Annotated in this window: 13 protein-coding genes; 8 read left to right on the plus strand and 5 right to left on the minus strand. The window is 61.8% G+C overall.

Going from position 1 to position 24,458, the window contains the following annotated elements:
* The first annotated feature begins 1 nt into the window (after position 1).
* Positions 2–3,193, plus strand: a complete 3,192-nt coding sequence (locus AC07VO_RS02110) for an efflux RND transporter permease subunit (protein ID WP_018926020.1) — start codon at positions 2–4, stop codon at positions 3,191–3,193.
* Positions 3,190–4,611, plus strand: coding sequence for an efflux transporter outer membrane subunit (locus tag AC07VO_RS02115; protein ID WP_018926021.1), 1,422 nt, complete (start codon positions 3,190–3,192; stop codon positions 4,609–4,611). The genes AC07VO_RS02110 and AC07VO_RS02115 overlap by 4 nt, the downstream gene beginning before the upstream one ends.
* Before the next feature lie 237 nt (positions 4,612–4,848).
* Here the strand turns inward: AC07VO_RS02115 and AC07VO_RS02120 are convergent, their stop codons facing one another.
* Entirely contained in the window at positions 4,849–5,820 is a 972-nt protein-coding gene (locus AC07VO_RS02120; RefSeq protein ID WP_374727782.1) for an HlyD family secretion protein, read from the minus strand.
* Between the two features lie 382 nt (positions 5,821–6,202).
* On the opposite strand from AC07VO_RS02120, the gene AC07VO_RS02125 reads away from it, so the two are divergent.
* The 6 genes from AC07VO_RS02125 (at position 6,203) to tkt (ending at position 12,773) form a co-directional block, all read left to right on the plus strand.
* Positions 6,203–6,637 (plus strand): hypothetical protein, encoded by a 435-nt coding sequence (locus AC07VO_RS02125; RefSeq protein WP_225609192.1) that lies wholly within the window; start codon positions 6,203–6,205, stop codon positions 6,635–6,637.
* Positions 6,634–8,109, plus strand: coding sequence for an ATPase domain-containing protein (locus AC07VO_RS02130; RefSeq protein ID WP_111453638.1), 1,476 nt, complete (start codon positions 6,634–6,636; stop codon positions 8,107–8,109). Before AC07VO_RS02125 ends, AC07VO_RS02130 begins: the two co-directional genes overlap by 4 nt.
* Before the next feature lie 9 nt (positions 8,110–8,118).
* A complete protein-coding gene (locus tag AC07VO_RS02135; RefSeq protein WP_457327051.1) occupies positions 8,119–9,141 on the plus strand; it encodes a sensor histidine kinase in 1,023 nt (340 codons plus the stop codon).
* A gap of 253 nt (positions 9,142–9,394) precedes the next feature.
* On the plus strand, positions 9,395–10,123 hold the full coding sequence (locus AC07VO_RS02140) for a Crp/Fnr family transcriptional regulator (protein WP_495007467.1): 729 nt from the start codon (positions 9,395–9,397) through the stop codon (positions 10,121–10,123).
* Between the two features lie 114 nt (positions 10,124–10,237).
* On the plus strand, positions 10,238–10,492 hold the full coding sequence (locus tag AC07VO_RS02145; RefSeq protein WP_111453637.1) for a DUF1652 domain-containing protein: 255 nt from the start codon (positions 10,238–10,240) through the stop codon (positions 10,490–10,492).
* Positions 10,493–10,682: 190 nt separating this feature from the next.
* Positions 10,683–12,773 carry a transketolase gene (tkt, locus tag AC07VO_RS02150; protein ID WP_192350735.1) on the plus strand — a complete coding sequence of 697 codons (2,091 nt, stop codon included), beginning with the start codon at positions 10,683–10,685 and terminating at the stop codon, positions 12,771–12,773.
* Here the strand turns inward: tkt and AC07VO_RS02155 are convergent.
* The 4 genes from AC07VO_RS02155 to AC07VO_RS02170 all read right to left on the minus strand — a co-directional run bounded on the left by AC07VO_RS02155 (position 12,744) and on the right by AC07VO_RS02170 (position 24,364).
* The gene (locus tag AC07VO_RS02155) at positions 12,744–14,267 is read right to left on the minus strand and encodes a mercuric reductase (RefSeq protein WP_111453635.1); all 1,524 of its coding nucleotides are present in this window, start codon (positions 14,265–14,267) and stop codon (positions 12,744–12,746) included. The two genes, tkt and AC07VO_RS02155, sit on opposite strands and share 30 nt — an antisense overlap.
* Positions 14,267–15,610 carry a glucoamylase family protein gene (locus AC07VO_RS02160; protein WP_111453634.1) on the minus strand — a complete coding sequence of 448 codons (1,344 nt, stop codon included), beginning with the start codon at positions 15,608–15,610 and terminating at the stop codon, positions 14,267–14,269. The genes AC07VO_RS02155 and AC07VO_RS02160 overlap by 1 nt, the downstream gene beginning before the upstream one ends.
* 18 nt (positions 15,611–15,628) lie before the next feature.
* The gene (locus tag AC07VO_RS02165; RefSeq protein WP_105341819.1) at positions 15,629–15,775 is read right to left on the minus strand and encodes a lmo0937 family membrane protein; all 147 of its coding nucleotides are present in this window, start codon (positions 15,773–15,775) and stop codon (positions 15,629–15,631) included.
* An 87-nt stretch (positions 15,776–15,862) separates the two neighbouring features.
* On the minus strand, positions 15,863–24,364 hold the full coding sequence (locus AC07VO_RS02170; RefSeq protein ID WP_192350579.1) for a glycoside hydrolase family 94 protein: 8,502 nt from the start codon (positions 24,362–24,364) through the stop codon (positions 15,863–15,865).
* Between the last annotated feature and the right edge of the window lie 94 nt (positions 24,365–24,458).

Consider the following 24,458-nt stretch of genomic DNA (forward strand, 5'->3'; position numbering starts at 1 on the left):
GATGAATTTCTCCCAATTCTTCATTTCACGGCCGATCTTCGCAGCGGTACTGTCGCTGCTGATCCTGATCGCCGGTGCTATCTCGCTGTTCCAGTTGCCGATCAGCGAATACCCGGAAGTGGTGCCACCAACCGTGGTGGTCCGTGCCAACTTCCCCGGCGCCAACCCTAAAGTCATCGGTGAAACCGTGGCCGCTCCTCTGGAGCAAGCCATCACCGGCGTCGAGAACATGCTGTACATGTCCTCGCAATCCACCGCTGACGGCAAGATCACCCTGACCATCACCTTCGCCCTGGGCACCGACCTGGACAACGCGCAGGTGCAGGTGCAGAACCGCGTGACGCGTTCCGAGCCGAAACTTCCCGAGGAAGTGACGCGCATCGGTATCACCGTCGACAAGGCGTCGCCCGACCTGACCATGGTTGTGCACTTGACCTCGCCGGACAAACGCTACGACATGCTCTACCTGTCCAACTACGCCTTGCTCAACATCAAGGATGAGCTGGCGCGTCTGGGCGGTGTCGGTGATGTGCAGCTGTTCGGCATGGGCGATTACTCGCTGCGGGTGTGGCTCGATCCGAACAAGACCGCTTCGCGCAACCTGACCGCCACCGATGTGGTCACCGCGATTCGTGAACAGAACCGTCAAGTGGCGGCCGGTGCCCTGGGTGCTCCGCCTGCACCGAATGCCACCGCGTTCCAGCTGTCGGTCAATACCCAAGGCCGTCTGGTGTCCGAGGAAGAGTTCGAGAACATCATCATTCGCTCTGGCGAAAATGGTGAAATCACTCGCCTCAAAGACATCGCTCGTGTCGAACTCGGCTCCAGCCAATACGCCCTGCGCTCCTTGCTGAACAACCAACCGGCGGTGGCGATCCCGATCTTCCAGCGCCCAGGCTCCAACGCGATCCAGATCTCCAACGACGTTCGGGCGAAAATGGCCGAGCTGAAAAAGAACTTCCCGGAAGGCATGGACTTCAGCATCGTCTATGACCCGACGATCTTCGTGCGCGGTTCCATCGAGGCGGTGGTTCACACCCTCTTCGAAGCACTGATCCTGGTTGTGCTGGTGGTGATCCTCTTCCTGCAAACCTGGCGCGCCTCGATCATCCCGTTGGTGGCGGTGCCGGTTTCGCTGATCGGTACGTTTGCCGTGATGCACCTGTTCGGCTTCTCGCTGAACGCCCTATCGCTGTTCGGACTGGTATTGGCCATCGGTATCGTGGTCGACGATGCGATCGTGGTGGTGGAGAACGTCGAGCGAAACATCGGGCTCGGGTTAACCCCCGTGGAAGCCACCAAGCGTGCGATGCGTGAAGTGACCGGCCCGATCATCGCGACGGCGCTGGTGCTGTGTGCGGTGTTCATCCCGGCCGCGTTCATCTCCGGCTTGACCGGTCAGTTCTACAAACAGTTCGCTCTGACGATTGCGATTTCGACCGTGATCTCGGCTTTCAACTCGCTGACCTTGTCGCCAGCGCTGGCCGCTGTGTTGCTCAAGAGCCATGACGCGCCAAAAGACCGCTTCTCCAAGGTGCTGGACAAGATATTCGGTGGCTGGTTGTTCCGTCCGTTCAACCGTTTCTTTGACAAGGCCAGCCATGGCTATGTCGGCACCGTGGGCCGGGTAATCCGCAGCAGCGGTATCGCCCTGCTGCTGTACGCAGGCTTGATGGTGTTGACCTTCTTCGGTTTCTCCAACACCCCGACCGGTTTCGTACCTGGTCAGGACAAGCAATACCTGGTGGCCTTCGCACAACTGCCGGATGCCGCGAGCCTGGACCGTACCGAAGATGTGATCAAGCGCATGTCCGACCTGGCCCTGAAACAGCCTGGCGTGGAAAGCGCGGTGGCCTTCCCCGGCCTGTCGATCAACGGTTTCACCAACAGCCCGAACGCCGGCATCGTGTTCGTCACCCTGAAGCCTTTCGACGAGCGTAAGGATCCGAGCATGTCCGCCGGTGCGATTGCCGGCGCGTTGAACGGCCAGTACGCCGGGATTCAGGAAGCCTACATGGCGATCTTCCCGCCACCGCCGGTACAAGGCCTGGGGACCATTGGCGGTTTCCGCCTGCAGATCGAAGACCGGGGCAACCTGGGCTATGACGAGCTGTACAAAGAAACCATGAACATCATCGCCAAGAGCCGCAGCGTGCCGGAACTGGCCGGTCTGTTCACCAGCTACACCGTGAACGTGCCGCAGGTCGATGCCGCCATCGACCGGGAAAAAGCCAAGACCCACGGCGTGGCCGTCAGCGACATCTTCGACACCCTGCAGATCTACCTGGGTTCGCTGTATGCCAACGACTTCAACCGCTTCGGTCGCACCTATCAGGTCAACGTTCAGGCCGAGCAACAGTTCCGCCTCGAATCGGATCAGATCGGTCAGCTGAAAGTGCGTAACAACCGTGGCGAGATGATCCCGCTGGCGACCTTCATCAAGGTCAGCGACACCTCCGGGCCAGACCGCGTAATGCACTACAACGGCTTCATCACCGCTGAAATCAACGGTGCGGCAGCCCCAGGCTACAGCTCCGGCCAGGCCGAGAAAGCCATCGAGAAACTGCTCAAGGATGAACTTCCGAACGGCATGACCTACGAGTGGACCGACCTGACCTACCAGCAGATTTTGTCCGGCAACACTGCGCTGTTCGTGTTCCCGCTCTGCGTACTGCTGGCGTTCCTGGTGCTCGCTGCTCAATACGAAAGCTGGAGCCTGCCACTGGCGGTGATCCTGATCGTACCGATGACTCTGCTGTCGGCCATTACCGGGGTGATTGCCTCGGGCGGCGACAACAACATCTTTACCCAGATCGGCTTGATCGTACTGGTGGGACTGGCCTGTAAGAACGCGATTCTGATCGTCGAGTTTGCCAAGGATAAGCAGGAAGAAGGTCTCGGCCCGCTGGCAGCGGTACTGGAAGCTTGCCGTCTGCGTCTGCGGCCGATCCTGATGACCTCCTTCGCGTTCATCATGGGTGTTGTGCCACTGGTTTTCTCCAGCGGTGCGGGTGCCGAAATGCGTCATGCCATGGGTGTGGCGGTGTTCTCCGGGATGCTCGGGGTGACCTTCTTCGGTCTGTTGCTGACGCCGGTGTTCTACGTACTGATTCGCAACTTTGTGGAGCGCGGTGAGCAACGCAAAGCGGCCAAGGCACTGAAATTGGAAAAGCAACTGGAGGCGCAACAATGAGCCTGAAAGCCTTCCTGCCGAGCCTGCTGGTACTGGCGCTGAGCGCCTGTGCCGTCGGCCCGGACTATAAAACCCCAGCCACCGAGGCGGCCAACATCACGGCCGCCAACGATGGCAGCGCCGGTCAGAAGAACTTTGACCGCGCCCGTTTCGAAGGCATCTGGTGGCAGCAATTCGACGATCCGACCCTCAACCAGTTGGTGAAGCAATCCTTGCAGGGCAACCGTGATTTGCGTGTGGCTTTTGCCCGTTGGAAAGCGGCCCGGGCGATTCGCGATGACGCCAGCAATGACGCCATGCCGACCATCACCAGCCGCGCGAGCAGCGATCTGGGCAAAGGGCAAATTCCGGGTCAGACCACCAAACGGGTCAACAGCGAACGCTATGACCTGGGCCTGGACATGGCCTGGGAACTGGACTTGTTCGGTCGCATCCAGCGCAACCTGGAATCCAGCGACGCTGAGCAGCAAGCGGCCGAAGCCGATCTTTACCAACTGCAAGTCACCATGATTGCCGAACTGGTGGACGCCTATGGCCAACTGCGCGGCGCGCAACTGCGAGAAAAAATCGCGCTGGCCAACCTGAACAATCAGCAGGAGTCACGCAAGATCACCGAAAGCCTGCGTGACGCCGGTGTTGGCGATCAGCTGGACGTGGTTCGTGCCGATGCGCGCCTGGCGTCTGTCGAAGCCAGCGTGCCGCAACTGCAAGCCGAACAGGTTCGTCAGCGCAACCGCATCGCCACCCTACTGGGTGAACGTCCAGACAAGCTGACCGTCGACCTGAGTCCAAAAGACTTGCCGGCGATCGCCAAGGCCCTGCCCATCGGCGATCCGGGTGAACTGCTGCAACGTCGTCCGGACATCCGCAGCGCCGAACGCAAACTGGCGGCTGCCACTGCGCGTATCGGCGTGGCCAAGGCTGATTTGTTCCCTCGGGTGAGCCTCAGCGGTTTTCTTGGCTGGACTGCCGGGCGCGGTTCGCAAATCGGCTCGTCGGCGGCCAATGCCTGGGCACTGGGCCCGAGCATCACCTGGGCGGCGTTCGACCTGGGCAGCGTGCGCGCCCGTTTGCGCGGTGCCGATGCTGAAGCCGAAGGCGCCCTGGCGACCTATGAGCAGCACGTATTGCTGGCACTGGAAGAATCGGAGAACGCCTTCAGTGATTACGGCAAACGCCAGCAGCGCCTGATTTCGCTGATTCGTCAAAGCGAATCAAGCCGCGCCGCTGCGGACCTCGCCGAAATTCGCTACCGCGAAGGCACCGTGGACTTCCTCGTCCTGCTCGATGCCCAGCGTGAGCGTCTTGCAGCCGAAGACACCCAGGCCCAGGCCGAAGTCGATTTGTATCGCGGCATCGTCGCGATCTACAAAGCCCTCGGCGGCGGCTGGCAGCCAGAGACGGTCGCCAGCAAGTAATGCTTTAACGTGCCCCTTTGGTTGGCCGCAACCCAACCAAATTCTTTGCCCCGCGCCTCATTCGGTCGCGGGGCTTTTTTTTGTCGGTCTTTAATTCAACGCATATCCCTGTGGGAGCGAGCCTTTGCGGCGAGGGGGCTTGCCCCCGTTGGGTCGCGAAGCGGCCCCAATCTACGACTGCTGCGCAGCCGAACGGGGGCAAGCCCCCTCGCCACATAAGCCCGTCCCCATATGGGGTTAGTGGGTTGCCTGATTATCCCGGTTTTCCATGACGGTCACCGTGGCCGTGGTCCCGGCACGCAGGCTGTTTTTGGCGATATAGTCGGCGTCGATCTGAATCCGCACCGGCACTCGTTGCGCCAGTTTGACCCAAGTATAGCTGGGGTTGATGTTGGCCAGCAGGCGACTGCCGGGGGAGTTCTCACGGTCGGCGATAGCAAAAGCGATGCTTTGTACGGTGCCGCCGAAAGTCTCGCCGCTCATCAACTCGATCCTGACCCGATCACCCTCCTCGATTCGCGGCAACTTGGTTTCTTCGAAGTAGCCACTAACATAAAAGGATTGACTGTCAACCAACGCCAACAGCGCACCGCCACCACTAGCGAAGTCACCCTCGCGGGTCAGCAGATTCGTCACATAGCCACTGACCGGCGCCACCACCCGGGTTCGTTGTAAATCCAGCTCGGCCTGGGTCAAGGCCGCAATAGCCAGCTGCACATTGGCTTGCGCCAAGCCAAGGTTGGCCTGGTTTCTCAACAGGTCCGCCTGAGCTACCGCCACTTCGGTACTGGACTTTTCCCACTCTTCGCCGGAGATCGCGAAACGCTGCTTGAGCGTCCTTCGCCTCTGCTCTTCGCTCTGGCGTTGTTTGAGTAAGGCCTCACTGGAAATGATTGATGCCTTCGACTGGCCCTCAGTGGCTTTCGCCACTTCGACTGAGCGCTTCGCGTGTTCGACCGCCAGTGCGTAACGCGCCGGGTCGATTTCCAGCAGCAACTGGCCCTTCTGCACATGCTGGTTGTCCTGCACCTGCAAGCTAATGATGCGTCCCGAGACCTCGGCTGATAGCGTCACCACATCGGCACGCACTCGCGCATCACGAGTCCAGGGTGATCGAGTGTAATGATCCCAAGCAAACCAACCGAGCAGCACCGCCAACCCGACTACGGCCAAAGTCACCAGTTGTGCAACGGTTTTCTTCAGACTCATGAGATACCCATCACCAAAATCACCACCGCACACACGCAAGCGTAGACGGTCATTTTCACTGAGATTTGAATATTTTCAGATAGGTTGTAATGGGCAGATGAGATTGCACAGCCAGCACAACGCGTCCGTCTCGTAGCACCGTACCGCCCCACAGCGAGCCACTGGCGCCGGTAAAAAGGAGGCTTTTCTCTCGGCATCGTCAGAAAAAGAGACGATCACACCCTTGCTTTAACCGATTCTCCAGCCCGTACCGATGGGATCAAGCTCAGATCACAGCCAAAAGGACAATCAGACTGCTTTTTCAATACTGCCTCAGACTGAGTCTCGATAAACTCGAGATAGGGTGTACCATCAGGCTCTGTCCATCAGATATTAGTCCGTCATGCCCACGCTAAGCGAAGAGAGCCGCCAGATCGTAGCTTCTCTGGCGCACCGTGTTGGTCCCGACGCGGACATTGCGAGGGTCGCCCAGGCGATCGTTTCAACCTTGCAGGATATGGACGCAGCCCTCACGCCCATCATTGGGCCGCAAGGGGTTGCCGCGCTTTACCGCCGTAGCCTCCAGCTTTGCACTTGCGCTCATCCGCGCCTGGCCGGTACCTATGACCGCGTGCAGGCCGCGCTGGATCTGGCTGCCCTCAAATCCGTACTCGTTGAACAAAGCGAAGCCGATGCGTTGTTTTTCGGTGAAGTGATGCTGATCACCTTCTACGAACTGCTGACCACGCTGATCGGGCCCTCGCTCACCGCACGGTTGCTTCGTGACGTGTGGGAACCTTCTTTGAGCGACACCCCATCGCAGGAAAATTCGCCATGAGCACCAAAGTGACTATCAACCGCTTGGCCACCGGCGTGCCAGGATTGGACGAAGTGCTGGGCGGAGGTTTGCCGGAGTTTTCGTTCAACTTGATCGCCGGCCCTCCCGGCTGCGGCAAGACTACCCTCGCTCACCAGATGATGTTTGCCCTGGCGACGCCCGAACGTCCGGCGCTGTTCTTTACGGTGCTTGGCGAGCCGCCGCTGAAGATGCTGCGCTATCAACAGCAATTCGATTTTTTCGACAGTGAAGCGATCAACCATTCGATTCGCTATATCAACCTGGCCAACGACACCCTCGCCGGAAATCTGGACGAAGTGCTGCGGCGCATCGTCAGCGAGGTGGAGGCGCACTCTCCGTCGCTGGTGTTCGTCGACTCGTTCCGTTCGGTGGTGCTGGCCAGCCAAACCCAGGACAACCCCAACAACAACCTGCCGCAGTTCATTCAGCAACTGGGCATGTTGATGACCACCTGGCAGGCGACGACCTTCCTGATCGGTGAATATTTCACCGAAACCGACACCAACCCGATTTTCACCGTGGCCGATGGCCTGATCTGGCTGCGTCAAAGCGTTCAGCGCAATTCCATGGTGCGCAAGATGGAAATCATGAAGATGCGCGGCCAACCGACACTGCCGGGGCTGCATACCTTCCGCATCGCGACGTCGGGGATCAAGGTCTTTGCGCCAACGGCCCCCAACCCGGTTGAAGCGCCGCTGGAGTTCCCTATCAAGCGCCTGAAGATGGGCGTGCCGCAGCTCGACGAGATGCTCGGCGGCGGTCTGCCCCGTGGTTATTCCTTGCTGGTAGCCGGGCCTTCGGGCTCGGGCAAAAGCATTCTGGCCGCGACATTTCTCGCTGAAGGCGCGCGCAATGGCGAAACCGGCGTGATCGCGGTGTTCGAACAGCGGCCCAATCACTCCCAGAATGCCACCCTCGCTGGCCTGATCCAGAGTGGCCAGGTCGGTCTGGTGGACAGCCGGGCCCCGGACCTCTCCATCGACGAAATCGTGCAGTTGCTGTTGAGCGAGATCACCCGGCTGAAAGCCACCCGCGTGGTCATCGATTCGCTGTCGGGCTTCGAACTGGCGCTGGCGCCGACCTTCCGCGATGACTTCCGCGAGTCGCTGTCACGCATGGTCACCGCGCTGACCGGCGCCGGGGTCAGTGTGTTGATGACCTCCGAGCTGGAAGACCGCTACACCGATCTGCGTTTCAGTCCTTACGGCACCGCCTTTCTCACCGATGCGATCATCGTTCAACGCTATATTGAAGTAGAGAGCCGCTTGTTGCGGATCATGGCCGTGGTCAAGGTCCGAGCCAGCGCCCATTCAGATCAGTTGCGCCAGTACCACATCGACGATAACGGCCTCCAGATCGGCGAAATGCTGCCGGACCAGGAGGGGCTGCTCGGTGGTCGACCGACAAAACAGAGTTCAGGAGCGGTACGTACGGGAGATAAAAATGTTTGAGCCCGACTCATGAGTAAAGCCGGTGGCAAGAAGGAACGTGAGATGGCCAATGCTGCTCACGAACTCTTCCTGCTTGGACAAAAAACTGTTGAAGCGCGCGCCGTACTGGCAGCACTGCAAAAACAGTTGAGCGACGCCAGCAGCCGGTTGGCAGATACCCAGCAGGTCGAGCAAGTGATCGAGGCCAATCAGCAGCTGGTACTGGCGATACTCTTGGCGCAATCAGACGCTGTAACCCCCCCTCGTCTGGAGGAGCAGCGTTTGTACCAGCAATTGCGCGAGGCTAATGCGCAGCTGGTAATGGCTGCGCTCAGCGCTCAAGACCTTCAGGCTACAGCCGAGCGCGCATTGAACCAGCAGAAAAACGTACTGGCGATGGTGGCCCATGAGCTGCGAAATCCGTTAACACCTATCAGCATGATTGCAGAGCGTATGGTTCGACTGCCCAGCGACCAACTACCGCGAATGCGTGAGTTGATTGAGAGTCAAGTACAGCATATTTCACAGCTGGTCGACGATCTGCTCGACGTCTCCCGCGCCAGCACGGGCAAGCTGCGAATCAATCGCCGCGATGTCGACATGATGCAAATTCTGATTGAGGCTGTTGATGCGTGTGGTCCTGTGATGATCGCCCAACAGCAGCAGTTCGATGTCCATCTTCCAGATGGCACCTTGATGGTGAATGGTGATTCAGGACGCCTCGCTCAGATTCTTCACAATCTACTGGCGAATGCGGCCAAGTACACTCCGGCCGAAGGCAGAATCAAGCTGTCTGCCACGGTAGAGGCCGACGTTCTGAAGATAAGTATTTCCGACAATGGAATCGGCGTTTCGGCTAAAGCACTCCCTTTTATTTTTGACCCTTATGTTCAAGACGAACACGCCATAGGTTTCAACGGCTCCGGTTTGGGCATCGGGTTGACCGTCGTTCGGGAGCTGGTCGAAGCGCACGGTGGCAAGGTCACCGCCACGAGCGAGGGTAATGGTAAGGGAAGTGAGTTCGTGGTGATGTTGCCGCTGGTGAGCCATTGACGCTTCTTTGCACTTAATAGCACTCACGCCTGATCGAAGCGCTCGCATCGTCTTCCTCCGTTACGCCGCTCTTCAAAGGCCTGAAAGATGACAAGGAGCCTATGGAGCCGCCAATCCTCGACGGCCGTCCAAGGGCCTGGCCCGAATTGAATGTGCCGGCAAAACCGACGGACGGCCCCATATGGCAGCGTACGGCGTGCGCCATGGATTAATCTTTAGGTATTGGAAGTCTCAACCTCGGATGCTGGCTGATATGTTTGATACACCCAAGCCACAACAGAACCATCTTCTGGCGGCCCTTCCTGCACAATCGAGGGAGCGCTTGTTGCCCTACTTCGAACTGATCACCCTGCCGCTCGGCAAGGTGCTCTACGAATCCGGGGATGTCCTGCGGCACGTCTACTTCCCCACCGACGCCATCGTGTCCTTACTGTATGTGATGGAAAACGGCGCATCGGCGGAAATTTCAGTGGTAGGCAATGAAGGCTTGATCGACATCGCCGTCTTCATGGGTGGTGAAAGCACACCAAGCCGGGCGATCGTACAGAGCGCCGGGCATGCCTTTCGGTTACCCAGCCAGCGACTCAAGGATGAGTTCAATCGCCACGGGGAGATGCTCCTGCTGATGTTGCGCTACACCCAGGCGTTGATCACCCAGATGGCGCAGACCGCCGCGTGCAACCGCCACCACTCGATCGATCAACAATTGTGCCGCTGGTTGCTGCTGTCTCTCGATCGCCTGCAAGACAATCAACTGATCATGACCCAGGAGTTGATCGCCAACATGCTCGGCGTACGCCGTGAAGGCGTGACCGATGCCGCTGGCAAACTGCAACGCCTGGGCGTCATCGAATACAGCCGTGGCCATATCAAGGTGCTGGACAGGGCCGCACTTGAGCAACTGAGTTGCGAGTGCTACGCCGTCGTCAGAAAAGAAACCGAGCGCCTGTTGCCCTATGTTCCGTTAAAACCGTCTTGCTGACCCGCACCTGCGTGTTCTAGCGAACAGACCACCCCGACGGCGTCCCTCACACTCCAGCTATGAGACGGTTCAACACTCGCCCTTCCCGAGTCCACCGTCTTCACTGGAGTCATCATGCTATCCACGCTTGAGTTGCGTCACATCATCGAGTCAGCACTCCGTCCCCTGTCCTGCGAGTGCCGAGTCGATCAAAGCGGATCACTGCAAGCTCTGATATTCGAGCCTGTCTCTGGTCGAGTAGAGCTGTTGGTTACGGGAATTAGTACAGCCAGCCTCAATTGCAATCGAGCGATAGGCAAGTTTATAGCTGAAATTCAGGAGGACCTCGAAACGACTCATGGGCAGAGGCCAACGCTCAGGATTGGGTAGAGGCTGAACGAGAAATCCCGGCGCATTGGCGGGCATTTTTTATCTGCTGGTGGAATACACGACATACCTGATGAGCGTTGGATCAAAGCGGGAACCGCGAGTAAAGGGACGTGAACCCGATGATGGATGTGGACCACAACCGAAACACCCGCGACGCGCTGAGTCCCCTTTACCTCACCAAGAGACCATCATGACCAGCAAACTCGACCAGCAATGCATCGATACCCTACGCTTCCTCTCGCTCGACATGGTGCAAAAAGCCGATAGCGGCCACCCCGGTCTGCCGCTCGGTGCCGCGCCAATGGCCTATGTGTTGTGGACGCGCTGGTTAAAGTTCAACCCGCGCAACCCGCAGTGGCCCGACCGCGACCGTTTCGTGCTCTCCGCCGGACACGGCTCGGCGCTGCTCTATAGTCTGCTGCACCTCAGTGGCTACGAGCTTGCGCTGGAGGAGATCAAGCGTTTCCGCCAATGGGGTAGCAAGACGCCAGGGCATCCCGAGCGCGGACACACGCCCGGCGTGGAGACCACTACCGGGCCGCTTGGTCAGGGCCTGGCCAACGCGGTCGGCATGGCGATGGCCGAGGCGCAACTGTCCGCGCGCTACAACCGTCCCGGTCATGCGGTCGTCGACCACCATACCTACGCCCTCGTCAGCGACGGCGACCTGATGGAAGGCGTGGCAAGCGAGGCCGCCTCGCTCGCCGGCCATCTCGGGTTGGGCAAGCTCACCTGCCTGTACGACGACAATGCCGTTACTCTGGCCGCCGGCACCGCCATGACCTTCTCCGAGGATCGTGCGCGGCGATTTGAGGCCTACGGCTGGCACACAGTGTCGGTGGCAGATGGCAATAACCTATTGGCGATAGATGCCGCGCTGCAGGCGGCACGGGCGCAAAGCACGCGGCCATCGTTAATTCTCGTTCGTACACATATCGGCTACGGCTCACCCGAGCAGGACACCTTCAAGGCCCACGGCTCGCCGCTCAGCGTGGAAGAGGTGCGCAAGACCAAGGAGAAGCTGGGCTGGCCCACCGAGCCGGACTTCCTGATACCCGACGCTGCCTTGGCGCATTTCCGCAAGGCCGTGGAACACGGGGTGCGGAGCGAGGCTGCCTGGCACATGCGCATGGACGTCTACACCAAGGCCTTTGCAGAACTGTCCCATGAATTGGAGCAGCGCCTGAACGGGGAACTGCCGCCGGGCTGGGATGCAGACATTCCGGTGTTTCCCACCGATGCCAAGGGGTTGGCCACACGCGACGCCAGCGCCATGGTGATCAATGCCATCGCGCCCCGTCTGCCAGCATTGAGCGGAGGCTCCGCCGACCTCGATCCCTCAACGAAAACCGCGCTCAAGGGCCTTGGCGACTTCAACCCGCCGCCTACCACGGGCACGGATCAACAAGGCTCTGACGTGGGCGGCTGGAGCAAAGCGGGTCGCAACTTGCACTTCGGCGTGCGCGAACATGCAATGGGCGCCATCGTCAACGGCCTTGCCGCACACGGCGGCTTCATTGCCTTTGGTGCGACCTTCTTGATCTTCTCTGACTACATGCGCCCACCGCTACGCCTCGCGGCACTGATGGGCCTGCACGTGGTGCATGTGTTCACCCACGACAGCCTGGCGCTCGGCGAGGACGGCCCTACCCATCAGCCTGTCGAACAACTGGCGAGCCTGCGCGCCATCCCGAATCTGGTGCTGATCCGCCCCGCCGACGCCAATGAAGCCGCAGTCGCCTGGCAGGTTGCGGTGACCACCCGTGACCGCCCTGTGCTGCTGGTCTTGACCCGGCAATCGTTGCCAACCCAGGATCGCAACCGCTATGCCCCGGCAGATGGATTGCGTCGCGGCGCCTATGTGCTGAGCGATGCGGCGAACAGCGAGCCCGAACTGATCCTGCTCGCCAGTGGCTCGGAAGTCGCCTTGATCCTGGCGGCGGGCGAGCGCCTGGAACGCGAAGGCATTGCCGTGCGCTGTGTCTCGATGCCCAGTTGGGAGTTGTTCGAGGCCCTGCCGCAGGCCGAGCGCGACGCGGTACTGCCGCCGTCAGTCGGCGCGCGGCTGGCGGTCGAGTTGGGTGTGCGGCAAGGCTGGGAGCGCTACATTGGCGCGCGGGGGGACATGCTCGGGGTAGAACACTTCGGCGCCTCGGCACCGGCCGACGTACTGCTGCGCGAATACGGCTTCAGCATCGACAATGTCTGTGCACGCGCCAAGGCGCTGCTGGGACGGCTTCAGGCTACTGACTCAGCGCTCCATCCAACGCGCCAAACGTGACCTGACGCGAGGAGGCAAGCGGGTACGATTGTAGGCATCGGCGGCCTTGCGGATCGCCTCCGCCTGCGTGGGATAGGCATGGATCACCAGGGCCAATGTGCGCAAGCCGACGCCCGCCACCATGGCCAGGGTGATTTCGTTGATCATGTCGCCGGCATGGCGAGCGACGATGGTGGCACCGAGAATCTGGTCCGTGCGCTCCCTGACGTGGATTTTCACGAAACCCTCCTCCTCACTGTCAGTGACCGCACGATCGACCTGATGCATGGGAATGGTGAAGGTTTTCACCGGAATATCCCGACGGTTGGCCTCACGCACATACAAACCGACGTGAGCAATCTCCGGATCGGTGTAGGTACACCAGGGGATTACCAGCCGGCTCATCCGCTCGCGACCGCGCAGCAGGGCGTTCTGCACGACAATGCGGGCTGAAGCCAGGGCGGTATGGGTGTACTTGTGCTCAAGGCAGACATCCCCGGCAGCGTAGATAAGCGGATTGCTGGTGCGCAGGAAGTCATCGACACGGATTCCCTCACTGGCGTCGTAGTCGACACCGGCGGCTTCCAGGTTCAGGCCCTGGACATTCGGCGAGAGGCCGATGCCGGCGAGGATCGCATCGACGGCAACCGTACTGCGGTAATCGTCGCTGACCAGGTCGACCAGTTTCTGCCCACCCTCTACGCGCACGGCAACGACCTGGGTGTTCAGACGGACCTCGATGCCGTCGCGAGCGAAGGCATCCGAGAGCAGTTGCGCGGCGTCCCGTTCCTCGTTGCCGAGGAACAGCGGCATGTCTTGCACGATGGTGGTTTGTGCGCCAAGCCGGGAGAAGGCCTGGGCCAGTTCACAGCCAAGGGGGCCACCACCAATCACCAGCAGGCGGCGCGGCAACTCGGTCAGATCGAAAACGTTTTCATTGGTTAGGTAACCGGCTTGCGCGAGACCGGGAATCAGCGGGATATTCGGGGCCGCGCCAGTCGCAATCAAGGCTTTGCGAAAGCGCAGGGTCTGCCCATCGACGGTCAGCGAATCAGCCCCCGTGAAGCGCACTTCGCCGAAGAACATATCCACGCCAATTGCGCTCAATCGTGCCGCCGAATCGCCGCCGCTGAGGTGACTGCGGATACGCCGTACGCGCTCCATCGCGGCAGCGAAGTCGACCTGAATGTCGCTCGGCACTTGCGCGCCATAGTGCCGGGCATCGCGCATTTCGGCATACAACTGCGCCGTCCGGATAATCACCTTCGACGGTACACAACCATTGTTCAGACAATCGCCGCCGATCAACCTGCATTCAATCAACGCCACCCTGGCGCCGAGCGCTACAGCGGTTTTCGCGGCGCCCAGACCCGCAGGCCCCGCACCGACTATCACCAAGTGGTAGCGCTCGGCAGCGTGCGGATTGACCCAGCGCGGCGGATGCACACTGGCCAGGCGTTGACGCTCATAAGCATCCTGCGGCGTGGTGATCGACCCATCGTAGTCTTGCGTCATCAGCCTGCTCCCGCAAATGGCGGTTGCTGCAACCAGCCGCCGTGGAACCCGGCGCGCTGCAAACCGTCGCGGATGTAGGGGCAGGCGCGCATCAGCTCCCAAATCCGTTGGCTACGATGGTTCTCGATCATCATCAGTACAATGCCCTGATCGAGCCCGTAGTGCCCTGGGGACACCCAGGCGCGCCCGTTGGCATCGGCGAGGCTCGGATTGAAGCTGCTGGAAAAGCGCCCTTCGACGCACATTTCCGGGTAGCGCTCCATCATATGCCGCACCGCGTCGAGGACAATTTCCGGCGCAAACGGCAACGACGCCACCACCGAGGGGGCGCACAGTGTGCCGTCATCCGGCCCGTACGGTACGCCACGAGCGGCATAACCGAACAATCGCCGCGGCTCATTGGACAGCTGCGGCTGCTCATCGCTCGGCCCATCGCAAGCGGACAAGCCCCAGCAATTTTCAGCGTAGCCGGCGAACTCTTGCGGGTTACGCCGCGCGTACTCACGCTGGATGTAAGCGGCGCGTCGGCTGTTCTGGAAGTAGTCCGAGCACTTCTCACGCATGAAACCATCGTGGATGCCGCGAAAATCTATCCATGCATGGGAGAAATGGTGGACAAACAGCGGCCCGGCATAGAGATAGTCATGGTCGTAGAGGTTTTCCCACTGATAGGTGGAGGTCCATGCCCGGTAGCAGTCGCCCACGATGGCACAGCTTGGCGAGCCGAGCGCCAACACATACAGCAGGATGGCCTCGCTGTAGCCCTCCCAGCCGTAATGCAGGAACCCGCATTCGGGTTTCCAACCCTGCCTTATCGTCTCACCACTGTCCTGTGCCCAGCGCCAGTCGATGCGCCGATAAAGAAAGTCGGCCAGGCCCCGCAACTCGTTCTCGTCAGCGGTATCCGCGCAAAAATACAGGCTTGCTGTCAACACGCCGGCGATCAGCAAAGCGGTGTCGATCATCGACAGTTCCGAGCGCCAAACCCGCACACCCGTATGGATATCAAGGAAGTGATAATAAAACCCTTTATATCCTGTCGCCCCGGGGCTACCGCTTTGATCGCTGGCCTGGAAGAAACGCAGTGCGGCGAGGCTGAACCGCAGCGCGTCGGCCCGTGTCAACCAGCCCCGATCTACGGCCAGCGGATACACTGACAGGGCGAATCCGACCACCGCGATACTGACGGGCGAACCGGGACGCGAGGTATCGGCCACCAGTCCGTTAAACGGATTCAATGTCTGCAGGAAATAACCCAAGGCGGCACGCTGCAGGCGATCGAAAAGCGCTTCATCGGCGAGTGTGGACTGTACTGTCCGCGAGCGGCGCTCAACCCTGTTCATCGGCAGGACCGAAGAGGCTTATGAGCGCCTGCTCTGAAAGAAACTGACCGCCAGCAAAATCAGCGCCACGATCAACAGGACATGAATGAAGCCGCCCAGGCTGTACGACGTTACCAGCCCAAGTAACCACAGGACGATCAGGACGACCACGATTGTTTGTAGCATGACGATTCTCCGATTGTGATCCAGGACTTTCTGAACACCTCCAGATTGAACGCATCGGCAACGTAGTTCTGTGCGCCAGCGTACCCATTAGAGAACAAGCTCAAGACGATGCGCACATCCGTCCAGCGGCACGCGAACGGCCCCTTGCTCGCAGGTCTGCGGTACACCATCGAGCAGCGCCTGCTCGAGGTCCCGGCAACGTCGTCCCGCCGACTTCAGGCTGATCGTGTAGTCGCTGCCGTCCAGCCTCAGACGGGCTTCAAAACCTGGCCAGTGACGCGGGATGCAGGGATCGACAACGAGAAACGCCCCCTCTCGGCGCAACCCCAGAATCCCCTCTACGCCGGCGCGGTACATCCAGCCGGCCGAGCCGGTGTACCAGGTCCAGCCACCCCGGCCTATATGCGGCGCAACGGAGTAGACATCCGCGGCGATCACATAAGGTTCGACCTTGTAGCGCTCGACCTGCTCTGGCGTGCGCGCATGGTTGATCGGATTGAGCAGCGCGAACAGTTCGACGGCCTTGTCGCCCTCCCCGAGTCGGGTCAACGCCAGGATCGTCCACATCGCCGCATGGCTGTACTGCCCGCCATTCTCGCGCAGGCCTGGCGGGTAGCCTTTGATATAGCCGGGGTCGAGCGAAGTGTGCGCGAACGGGGGTGCGAACAGTAACGCCAGGTTGTCGTCGCGGCGGATCAGCAGACGCTCCAGCGAGGCCATCGCCAGCCTCGCGCGGGCGGGATCGGCGCCACCTGAGAGTACCGCCCAGGACTGCGCAATGGAGTCGATCCGACATTCCTCGCACGCCGCCGAGCCGAGCCACGTACCATCGTCGAACGTCGCCCGGCGATACCAGTCGCCATCCCAGGCCTCACGCTCCAACGCTTTGCGCAGCAACCCCGCATGCGCCCGCCACCGCTTGGCACGCTGATCGTCGCGGCCGTCGGCCAAAGGCGCAAAACTGTTCAAGGTGCTCAACAGCAACCAGCCGAGCCAGACACTCTCGCCCTGCCCGCCCACGCCAACCCGGTTCATACCGTCGTTCCAGTCGCCGCTGCCGATCAGCGGCAAGCCGTGGGCACCGGTCAGCGTCAGACACTGGTCGAGACCGCGGGCGCAATGTTCGAACAGCGAAGCCGACTCGTCCGCGGGCATCGGCTGGAAGAACGCGTCGCTTTCGCTGGGGAGCAACTGCCGCCCTTCGATGAACGGCACGCTCTCGTCCAGCACCCCGGCATCCCCGGAAGACGTGACATAGGTGGCGCAGGCAAAGGCCAGCCAGACACGATCATCGGAAATCCGCGTACGGACCCCCTGCCCCGAATGCGGTAACCACCAGTGCTGCACATCGCCCTCGACGAACTGCCGGGCGGCAGCACGCAGCAGATGAGACCGGGTTTGCGCTGGGTGTGCGAATGCCAGTGCCATGCAGTCTTGCAACTGGTCACGGAAACCATAGGCACCGCTGGCCTGGTAGAACGCCGAACGAGCCCAGATGCGGCAAGCCAGAGTCTGGTAGAGCAGCCAACCGTTAAGCAGGATATCCAGGGCGCGGTCGGGCGTGCGTACCTGCACTGCACCGAGCACTTCGTCCCAGTGCCGTTTGACCGCTGCAAGTACCTCGTCCAGGTCACGCTCGCGGTAACGCATAACCATCTCCCGGGCAGCATCGGTCGATACGGCCTGCCCCAGCAAAACCAGCACCTCGACAGACTCGCCGGGGGCCAGCTCGACGACGCACTGAAGCGCCGCGCATGGGTCCAGACCGGCACCGCAGGCCGCGGACAACGGAGCTCTACCAAGCAGCGCCCGAGGCGCCGCCGGCCCGCCATGGCGACCGAGGAATTCGCGGCGGTCGGCGGTCCAGGCGCTTTGCCGGCCGCCGAGATCAGCAAATGCCACACGGCCCGGGAAGGCGATACTCCATGGGTTGTGCGCCAGCAGCATGCCGCTGGCGGCGTCGATCTCCGTTTGGATGAACGGCCCGTTGGTCCCGCGCGAGGTGCCGAGCACCCATTCCATATAGGCCGTCACCGACAGTTGACGCGACCGCCCGGACAGATTGCGCAGGGTCAGTCGGGAGATTTTCAATGGGTCGTCCAGCGGCACATACTGCAGCAATTGCGTGTGAATGCCGTGTGCCGAATGGTTGAAGCGGCTGTAGCCGAAGCCGTGCGCAGCGCGGTAGACGCCGTCGTCGCGGATCGGCTGCGCGGTAGGGCTCCAAAGCTGGTGACTCTCCTCGTCGCGGATATACAGCGCCTCGCCCCCCGGGTCAGCGACCGGGTCATTGGACCAGGGGGTGAGTTGGTTTTCACGGCTGTTCTCGGCCCAAGTGTAGCCACTGCCGTGCTCCGAGACCTGGAAGCCGAACGCCGGGTTAGCGATCACATTGATCCACGGCGCGGGCGTCGTCTGGTCGCGCTCAAGCGTGATCAGGTATTCCCGCCCGTTGCGATCAAAGCCGCCCAGGCCATTGAAAAACTCCAGGCCGTCATCCCCGACCGGTGCCTCCGGCAACGGCCACACTGGCATTGACGGAGGCTGGCGGGCGGCAAGCCAGTTGCGCGGCGCAGGCTTTGGCAGGCGCTCGAGCTGGTCTGCAATGGAACCACGATGGGCGATCAACTCGACTCGCGCCACGGCCTGCAGCAACGCCCGTGTTTCTACGGTCATGAGGTCGGTGCGCAATGTGTAGACCGCACCGCGCCTGCGCTCCTCGCCAAAGTGCAGGCGAGACTGAGTGCTGCGTACTGCGGTTTCTATCGCCTCCTGCAGGTCCTGCACATAGGACGACGCCCGTTCGTTGAGGATGACCAGGTCGACGTGCAGGCCCTTTATCCGCCAGTATTCACGGGCACGCAGCAACTGACGGACCTGGGCGAGGTCCTCGACCTCGTCGATGCGCAAGAGAACCAACGGCAGATCACCAGAAATCCCCAGCGGCCATAGCCCCGACTGGCACCCCGCCCCTCGTATGATGGCCGGCGCCGAAGCGCGAAAACGTGGGTCAACATAGAGAATCGGCGCGGCCAGGCGCTGGAAGTCCGCCGCCTCCTCGGAGTCGATGCCAAGGTCGCGCAATTGCACCTGGGCCTGGGTCCAGGCCAGGGTCTTGGCGCGCTCGAAGGCATTGCGTTCATGGTGCTTGTCGATCAGATCCAGTAATTCCTCTCGCGAGCTTGCGACCACCGTCCAGAAGGCTACCCGCGCAACTTTGCCGGGCCCAACCCGCAGACGTTGACGCAAGGAAAAGATCGGATCGAGGACCGTCCCCTGGCTGTTCGACAGCGCCCGATGCCCGGTGATCGCCAGCGCCTCGCGCACGCTACGGTTGCGGCCAAGGAAACGCGCGCGGTCGGACTCGTATTGCGGATCAGCGATCAGCTCACCTTCCACCACCACGAAGTGCGCCGCCCATACCGGCGTTTCCTCCGGTCCACGCGGGCGGCGAGTGGCGACCAGTGCCGTGAACTCGGCAAGGTATTCAGTCTGCACGAACATTCGCGAGAACACTGGATGCGCGCTGTCAGCGGCCCGAGTCGCCAGGACCACCTCGGCATAGGAGGTCAGTTCGATGTCGCGTGGCCTGCGCCCGTTGTTGACCAGCGAAACTCGCCGCACTTCGCCGTTGTCCTCGCCGGACACCAGTACTTCCAGGCTGGTGACCAGCGAGCCTTGGCGATGAATGAACTCGGCCTGATCCTCGTGGAACAGCACCTCGCCGTTTTCAACGTCGCGGCCACTGGGCTGCAGCGTCGCCGACCAGGCTTCCCCACTTTGGGTGTCACGCAGGAAGATGAAGCTGCCCCAGTCATCGCGGGTGGCATCCTCACGCCAGCGCGTCACGTCGATATCCCCCCAGCGACTGTAACCGCCGCCTGCCGAGGTGAGCATCAGCGCGTAGCGGCCATTGGAGAGCAGATGGGTGATCGGCGCGCCGCCTCCCGCATCGATGCGCCGCAGGGTTTCGCTGCGGCCCTCGGTCGCGGAAACAGTCACCTCTTCGGCTCGTGGATGCGCCAACAGTACGTCCCGTGGCACGCGCTCCTGCAGTAGCAAATCGCAGGCCTGAATCATCGGCTCGCGGTGGAAACGGCAGCGCATCCTGCCATCGTGCAAGGCATTGGCGATGGCAACGATGGTCATGCCCTGATGGTGGGCCATAAAGCAGCGAACGATCGCCACATTCTCGTCATCCGGCAGCCGTGAGCGGGTGAAGTCCAGCGCCTCGTAGAAACCATAGCGGCCCTGCGCGCCCATCCCGGCCAGCCGCTCGTAATTGCGGCGCGCCGCCTGCGGATCGATCATCGCCGCCAGACCGGTCGCATAAGGCGCGACCACCACGTTCTCGGACAGCCCGCGCTTGAGGCCAAGCCCGGGCACACCGAAATTGGAGTACTGGTAGGTGAACTCCAGATCGCGGGCGTTGTAGGCGGACTCCGAGATCCCCCAGGGGATGCCCAACGAACGGCCGTAGGCTTCCTGTAACGCCACCACCAGACGAGTGCTCTGTTCCAGCAGGCTGCCAGCCGGCGCTCGCATCACCAGCGACGGCATCAGATATTCAAACATCGAGCCGGACCAGGAGATCAGCGCCGAGCCGCCGGGGACCGGCGTTGCGATGCGTCCGAGGCGGAACCAGTGACGAGTCGGGACATCCCCCTTGGCAATGGCGAACAGGCTGGCCAGTCGTGCTTCCGAGGCGAGCAAGTCATAGCAGCTCGGATCGAGGCGATTATCGGTTTGGGAGTAGCCGATCGATAGCAGCTTTCGTTCGGGGTCGAGCAGAAAACTGAAGTCCATCGCCCCGGCCATCGCCCGGGCCATATCGGCGAGCGCTTGCAAGCGCGGCGCCAATGTAGACCGCGCCTCGTCCGGCAGCGTGCGGTCGCGCAGGTGTTCAGCCACTGCCTTGCGCAGCGCTTCGACCCAGAACAGCAGGTCATCACCCTCGCCGACCGGAACGACCCTGACGGCCACCTTGGCGGCCTTCTCGGTCAGCCGCTTCAGACTCGGCAGCAGTCCGTCGAATGCTTGCAGCCCCGCCAAGTGGACGCGGACTTCCTCCAGATCGTCGCGCAGTTGCCGCAGCGGCTCGCCACCGGCGCCCGACAGCCCGCCGATGGCCTCCTGGACCAGCCACAGGTCGTCCATCAGGCCACGACAGGCCTCCTGCGCCAACGGGCTTTCCCGCCACTCATCGCAGGCGTTGGCGAGCACGATCAGGTGCCCGGCGAAGTTACCACTATCGACCGACGACACGTAGGCCGGATGCAAGGCTCGTAGGTCTTGGGTCGCATACCAGTTGAAAAAATGCCCGCGATAGCGCGGTAGCTTCTCCAGGGTTGCCATGGTCGCTTCCAGGCGCTCGAGCGTCTCAATGCTGCCGGCCCAGCCAAAGTCGCGGGCAGCGACTGCCGAGAGCAGATAGAGCCCAATGTTAGTCGGCGAGGTGCGATGTGCGAGTACCGGTTTGGGCTGTTCCTGGAAATTGTCCGGCGGCAGCAGGTTATCCTCCGCTGTAACGAAGGTTTCGAAGAAACGCCAAGTGTGTCGCGCGGTCAAGCGCAGGGCATGCGCGTCCAGCGGCGAAGCCGTGCGCTGGCGGGCGACCTTCGATGGCCGGCTGCTCAGCAGAGCCAGCGCCGGCGCCGCCAACCAGAGCAACGCTAGTGGCCCGACTAACGGCCAGGAGCTGGGCGCGAAGGCCAGCCCGGCGGCGCTCATCAGCAGCGCAAGCGCGGTGCCACCAGCCATCTGCCGGTAACTGCCGCGCAGGTCTGGTAAAGGGCAGCCGGAGGCCTGCGCGGCGGTGGTCCATTCGAGCAGGTGATCGTGGCTGGAGAACATCCGCACCAAGGTGCGCCCGATAGCGTCTCCCATGCGCCATGCAAGGTCCGCCAAAAAGGCCAGCGAGAGCACAATCTGCAGAGCCGCGCGACGCAGGTCGGCACCTAACATGCCGAAGTGATTGCGCAGACGGATGCCGCGCCGCTGCGGCAGCAGGGAGCAGACGGTTGGCAGCAGGGCCGGAATCATCAGGGTCGCCAGCACGAACAGTGTAGCGAGCAGCGCCAGCGGCAACGGCAGCCACCAGCAGAACACCAGACTGGCCAGGGCGAAGGGCGCGAACAACGAGCGACGCAGGTTGTCGAGCATCTTGCAGCGGCCGATCGGCGGTACCGCCTGAGCCCCCCTCCAGTGCCCGAATACCCAAGGAAGCAATTGCCAGTCGCCGCGCGTCCAGCGGTGCAGACGTTTGGCGGTGACATCGAAGCGCGCCGGGGATTCTTCGATCACTTCGACATCCGAGGCCAGGCCGGCGCGGGCGAAGATGCCCTCGAATAGATCATGACTGAGCAGCCGGTTGTCGCCGACCCGGCCACCGAGCGCGGCTTCGAAGGCATCCACATCATAGATACCCTTACCGGTGTAGGAACCTTCGCCGAAGAGGTCCTGGTAAACATCCGAAACCGCCGACGCGTAGGGATCTATGCCGCCGGGACCGGAGAACACCTGCTGGTAAAAGGAGCCCTCGCCGCCCAGCGGCAGAGAGGGCGTGACCCGTGGCTGGAGGATCGCGTAGCCGCTGACAATGCGCTTCAGCGCGGCGTCGAAACGTGGGTGGTTCAATGGGTGAGCCATCTTGCCAATCAGCCGCAGCGCCGCCTCCCGCGGCAGGCGGGTATCGGCGTCAAGGGTGATCACGTAGCGCACCCCGGCCGGCACTTTCGGTGCCTCGCCGAAGATGGACATGAAACTCGTCTCGCCATCCCCACGCAACAGGCGGTTTAGCTCGTGCAGTTTGCCGCGCTTGCGTTCCCAGCCCATCCAGCACTGCTCGCGGGCATTGAACAAGCGCCGCCGACAGAGCAAGAAGAAGCGCTGGCCGCCGGGCCCAGGCCCATAGCGGCGATTCAGCTGTTCGATCGCCTCGGTTGCTACCGTCAGCAAATGCGCATCGCTGTCGAGCTCCTCTTGCTGCGCATCGACGCCATCGGCCAGCAAGGCAAAGGCCAGATCGCCGCCGATGCCCGCCAAATGGTGGACCTCCAGTCGCTCGATCTGCTCCAACAGATCGGCTTCGCTGGTCAACAGCGTCGGCACAGCGATCAGCGTACGTAGCGCCTGCGGCACGCCGGCGGACAACTCCAACCCCGGCAGAGTAATGGCGCCGAAACTCCAGGTGACTATGCGATTGACCAGCGCCGTGGCCACCTCGGTGACCGGCACGCACATCGACAGCAGGAACAACAGGATCCAGCCAACAGCCACGGACGGCACCGCCAAGGCCCAGGCCATTAGCGCCAGTAGCAGCGTGGTCAGCAAGAAAATGCTGCCAACATAGCCGCCGATGCCCAGGCGAATGTTGAAGCGGCTGATGCGCAAGCGCAGAGGTGCGCGAAAGCCCATGGCCCGCTCCAGCGCCGGGCGTCCCTCGGCGATCAGGTGGTAGCCAGGATCGCTCGCTCGCCCACCCCACTCCTCGCCCTGCTCGGCGCTCTCAGCCAGGCGGGCAGCCTCCAAGGCCCGGTCGGCGACCTCCAGTTCCGAGAGAGCCGAGCCACGCGCCAGTTGCTCGATGGCGCTGCGGTACAGGTTGCGCGTCGGGAAGTCCATAAGGGCAAACGCACTGCCCGCGCGCAAGCGCGCATCGACCAGGCTGACACTTTCAAACAGCTTGGCCCAGTCAATATCGGAAATCAGCCGCATGCTGGTGATGATGTTGCGCACCGTGACATTGGAGGCACCCTGGCGTTGCTGGGCGTGCTGCACCACCTCCTCGACGCAAACACCCTGTGCTTGCAGACGTTCGTCCAGCCAGCCCAGCGCCGGGGTCGTACGCGGATCCTGGTCGCGCAGGCGTTTAGCGAGTTGAGCGGCGAACAGCTCGGGCAACCGCCCGAGCGGACGCGCGGCGATGTCTGCCAGCGCCGAACGGGCGCTGGCAGGTACGAGCAAACGATCGGCCAGTTCGTCGGCGTCCGCGCGGGCCATACGACCGTCGTCGATCTGCTCGGCGAGTCGGCGCAGGTTCTCGATCAGGACGATACGCAGGGTGATCGCCACAGCCCACAACTCACCGATGGTCAGCGGCTGGACCCGCTGGTACGCATCGATGAAACACCGCAGCATGTCGAGGTCGAGATGACTGTCGGTATGCGCAACGAAGGCCCAGGCCAGGCCAAAGACCCGCGGGTAGCCAGCGAACGGTCCCTCGGCGAGCTTCGGCAACTGGCGGTAGTAGCCAGGTGGCAGATCATCGCGAATTTCCCGGATCTGTTCCTCGACGATATGGTAGTTATCCAGCAGCCATTCGGCGGCGGGCACCACGCTGTGGCCGCTCTCAAGCTCCGCGGCGCTCGCCCGGTAGGCGGCGAGCAGGACCGAAGCGTTGTCGTCGAGGCGTACATGCAAGGAAAGCACAGTGGGCGGCCTGGGTGTCACCTGCTGGGCGATGGCCAGACTCTCGGCATGCTGCTCAAGTCGCTCGATACCGAAAAGCGTCTCCCGTACCGGCGCATGGTCACTCCAGGGGGGTGATAGAACGCGCTGCCCAAGTGCCCGGCGGAAGATTGAATGCATAAATAACGTTCCGAGACGCGCATCGGTCTCATCAGCAAGCTAGGTAGCGAACCTCAGACAAGGCGGCAAGGGGCTCGAAACAGCAACATGCCGC

This window comes from Pseudomonas sp. GW821-FHT03E01 (assembly GCF_059420765.1).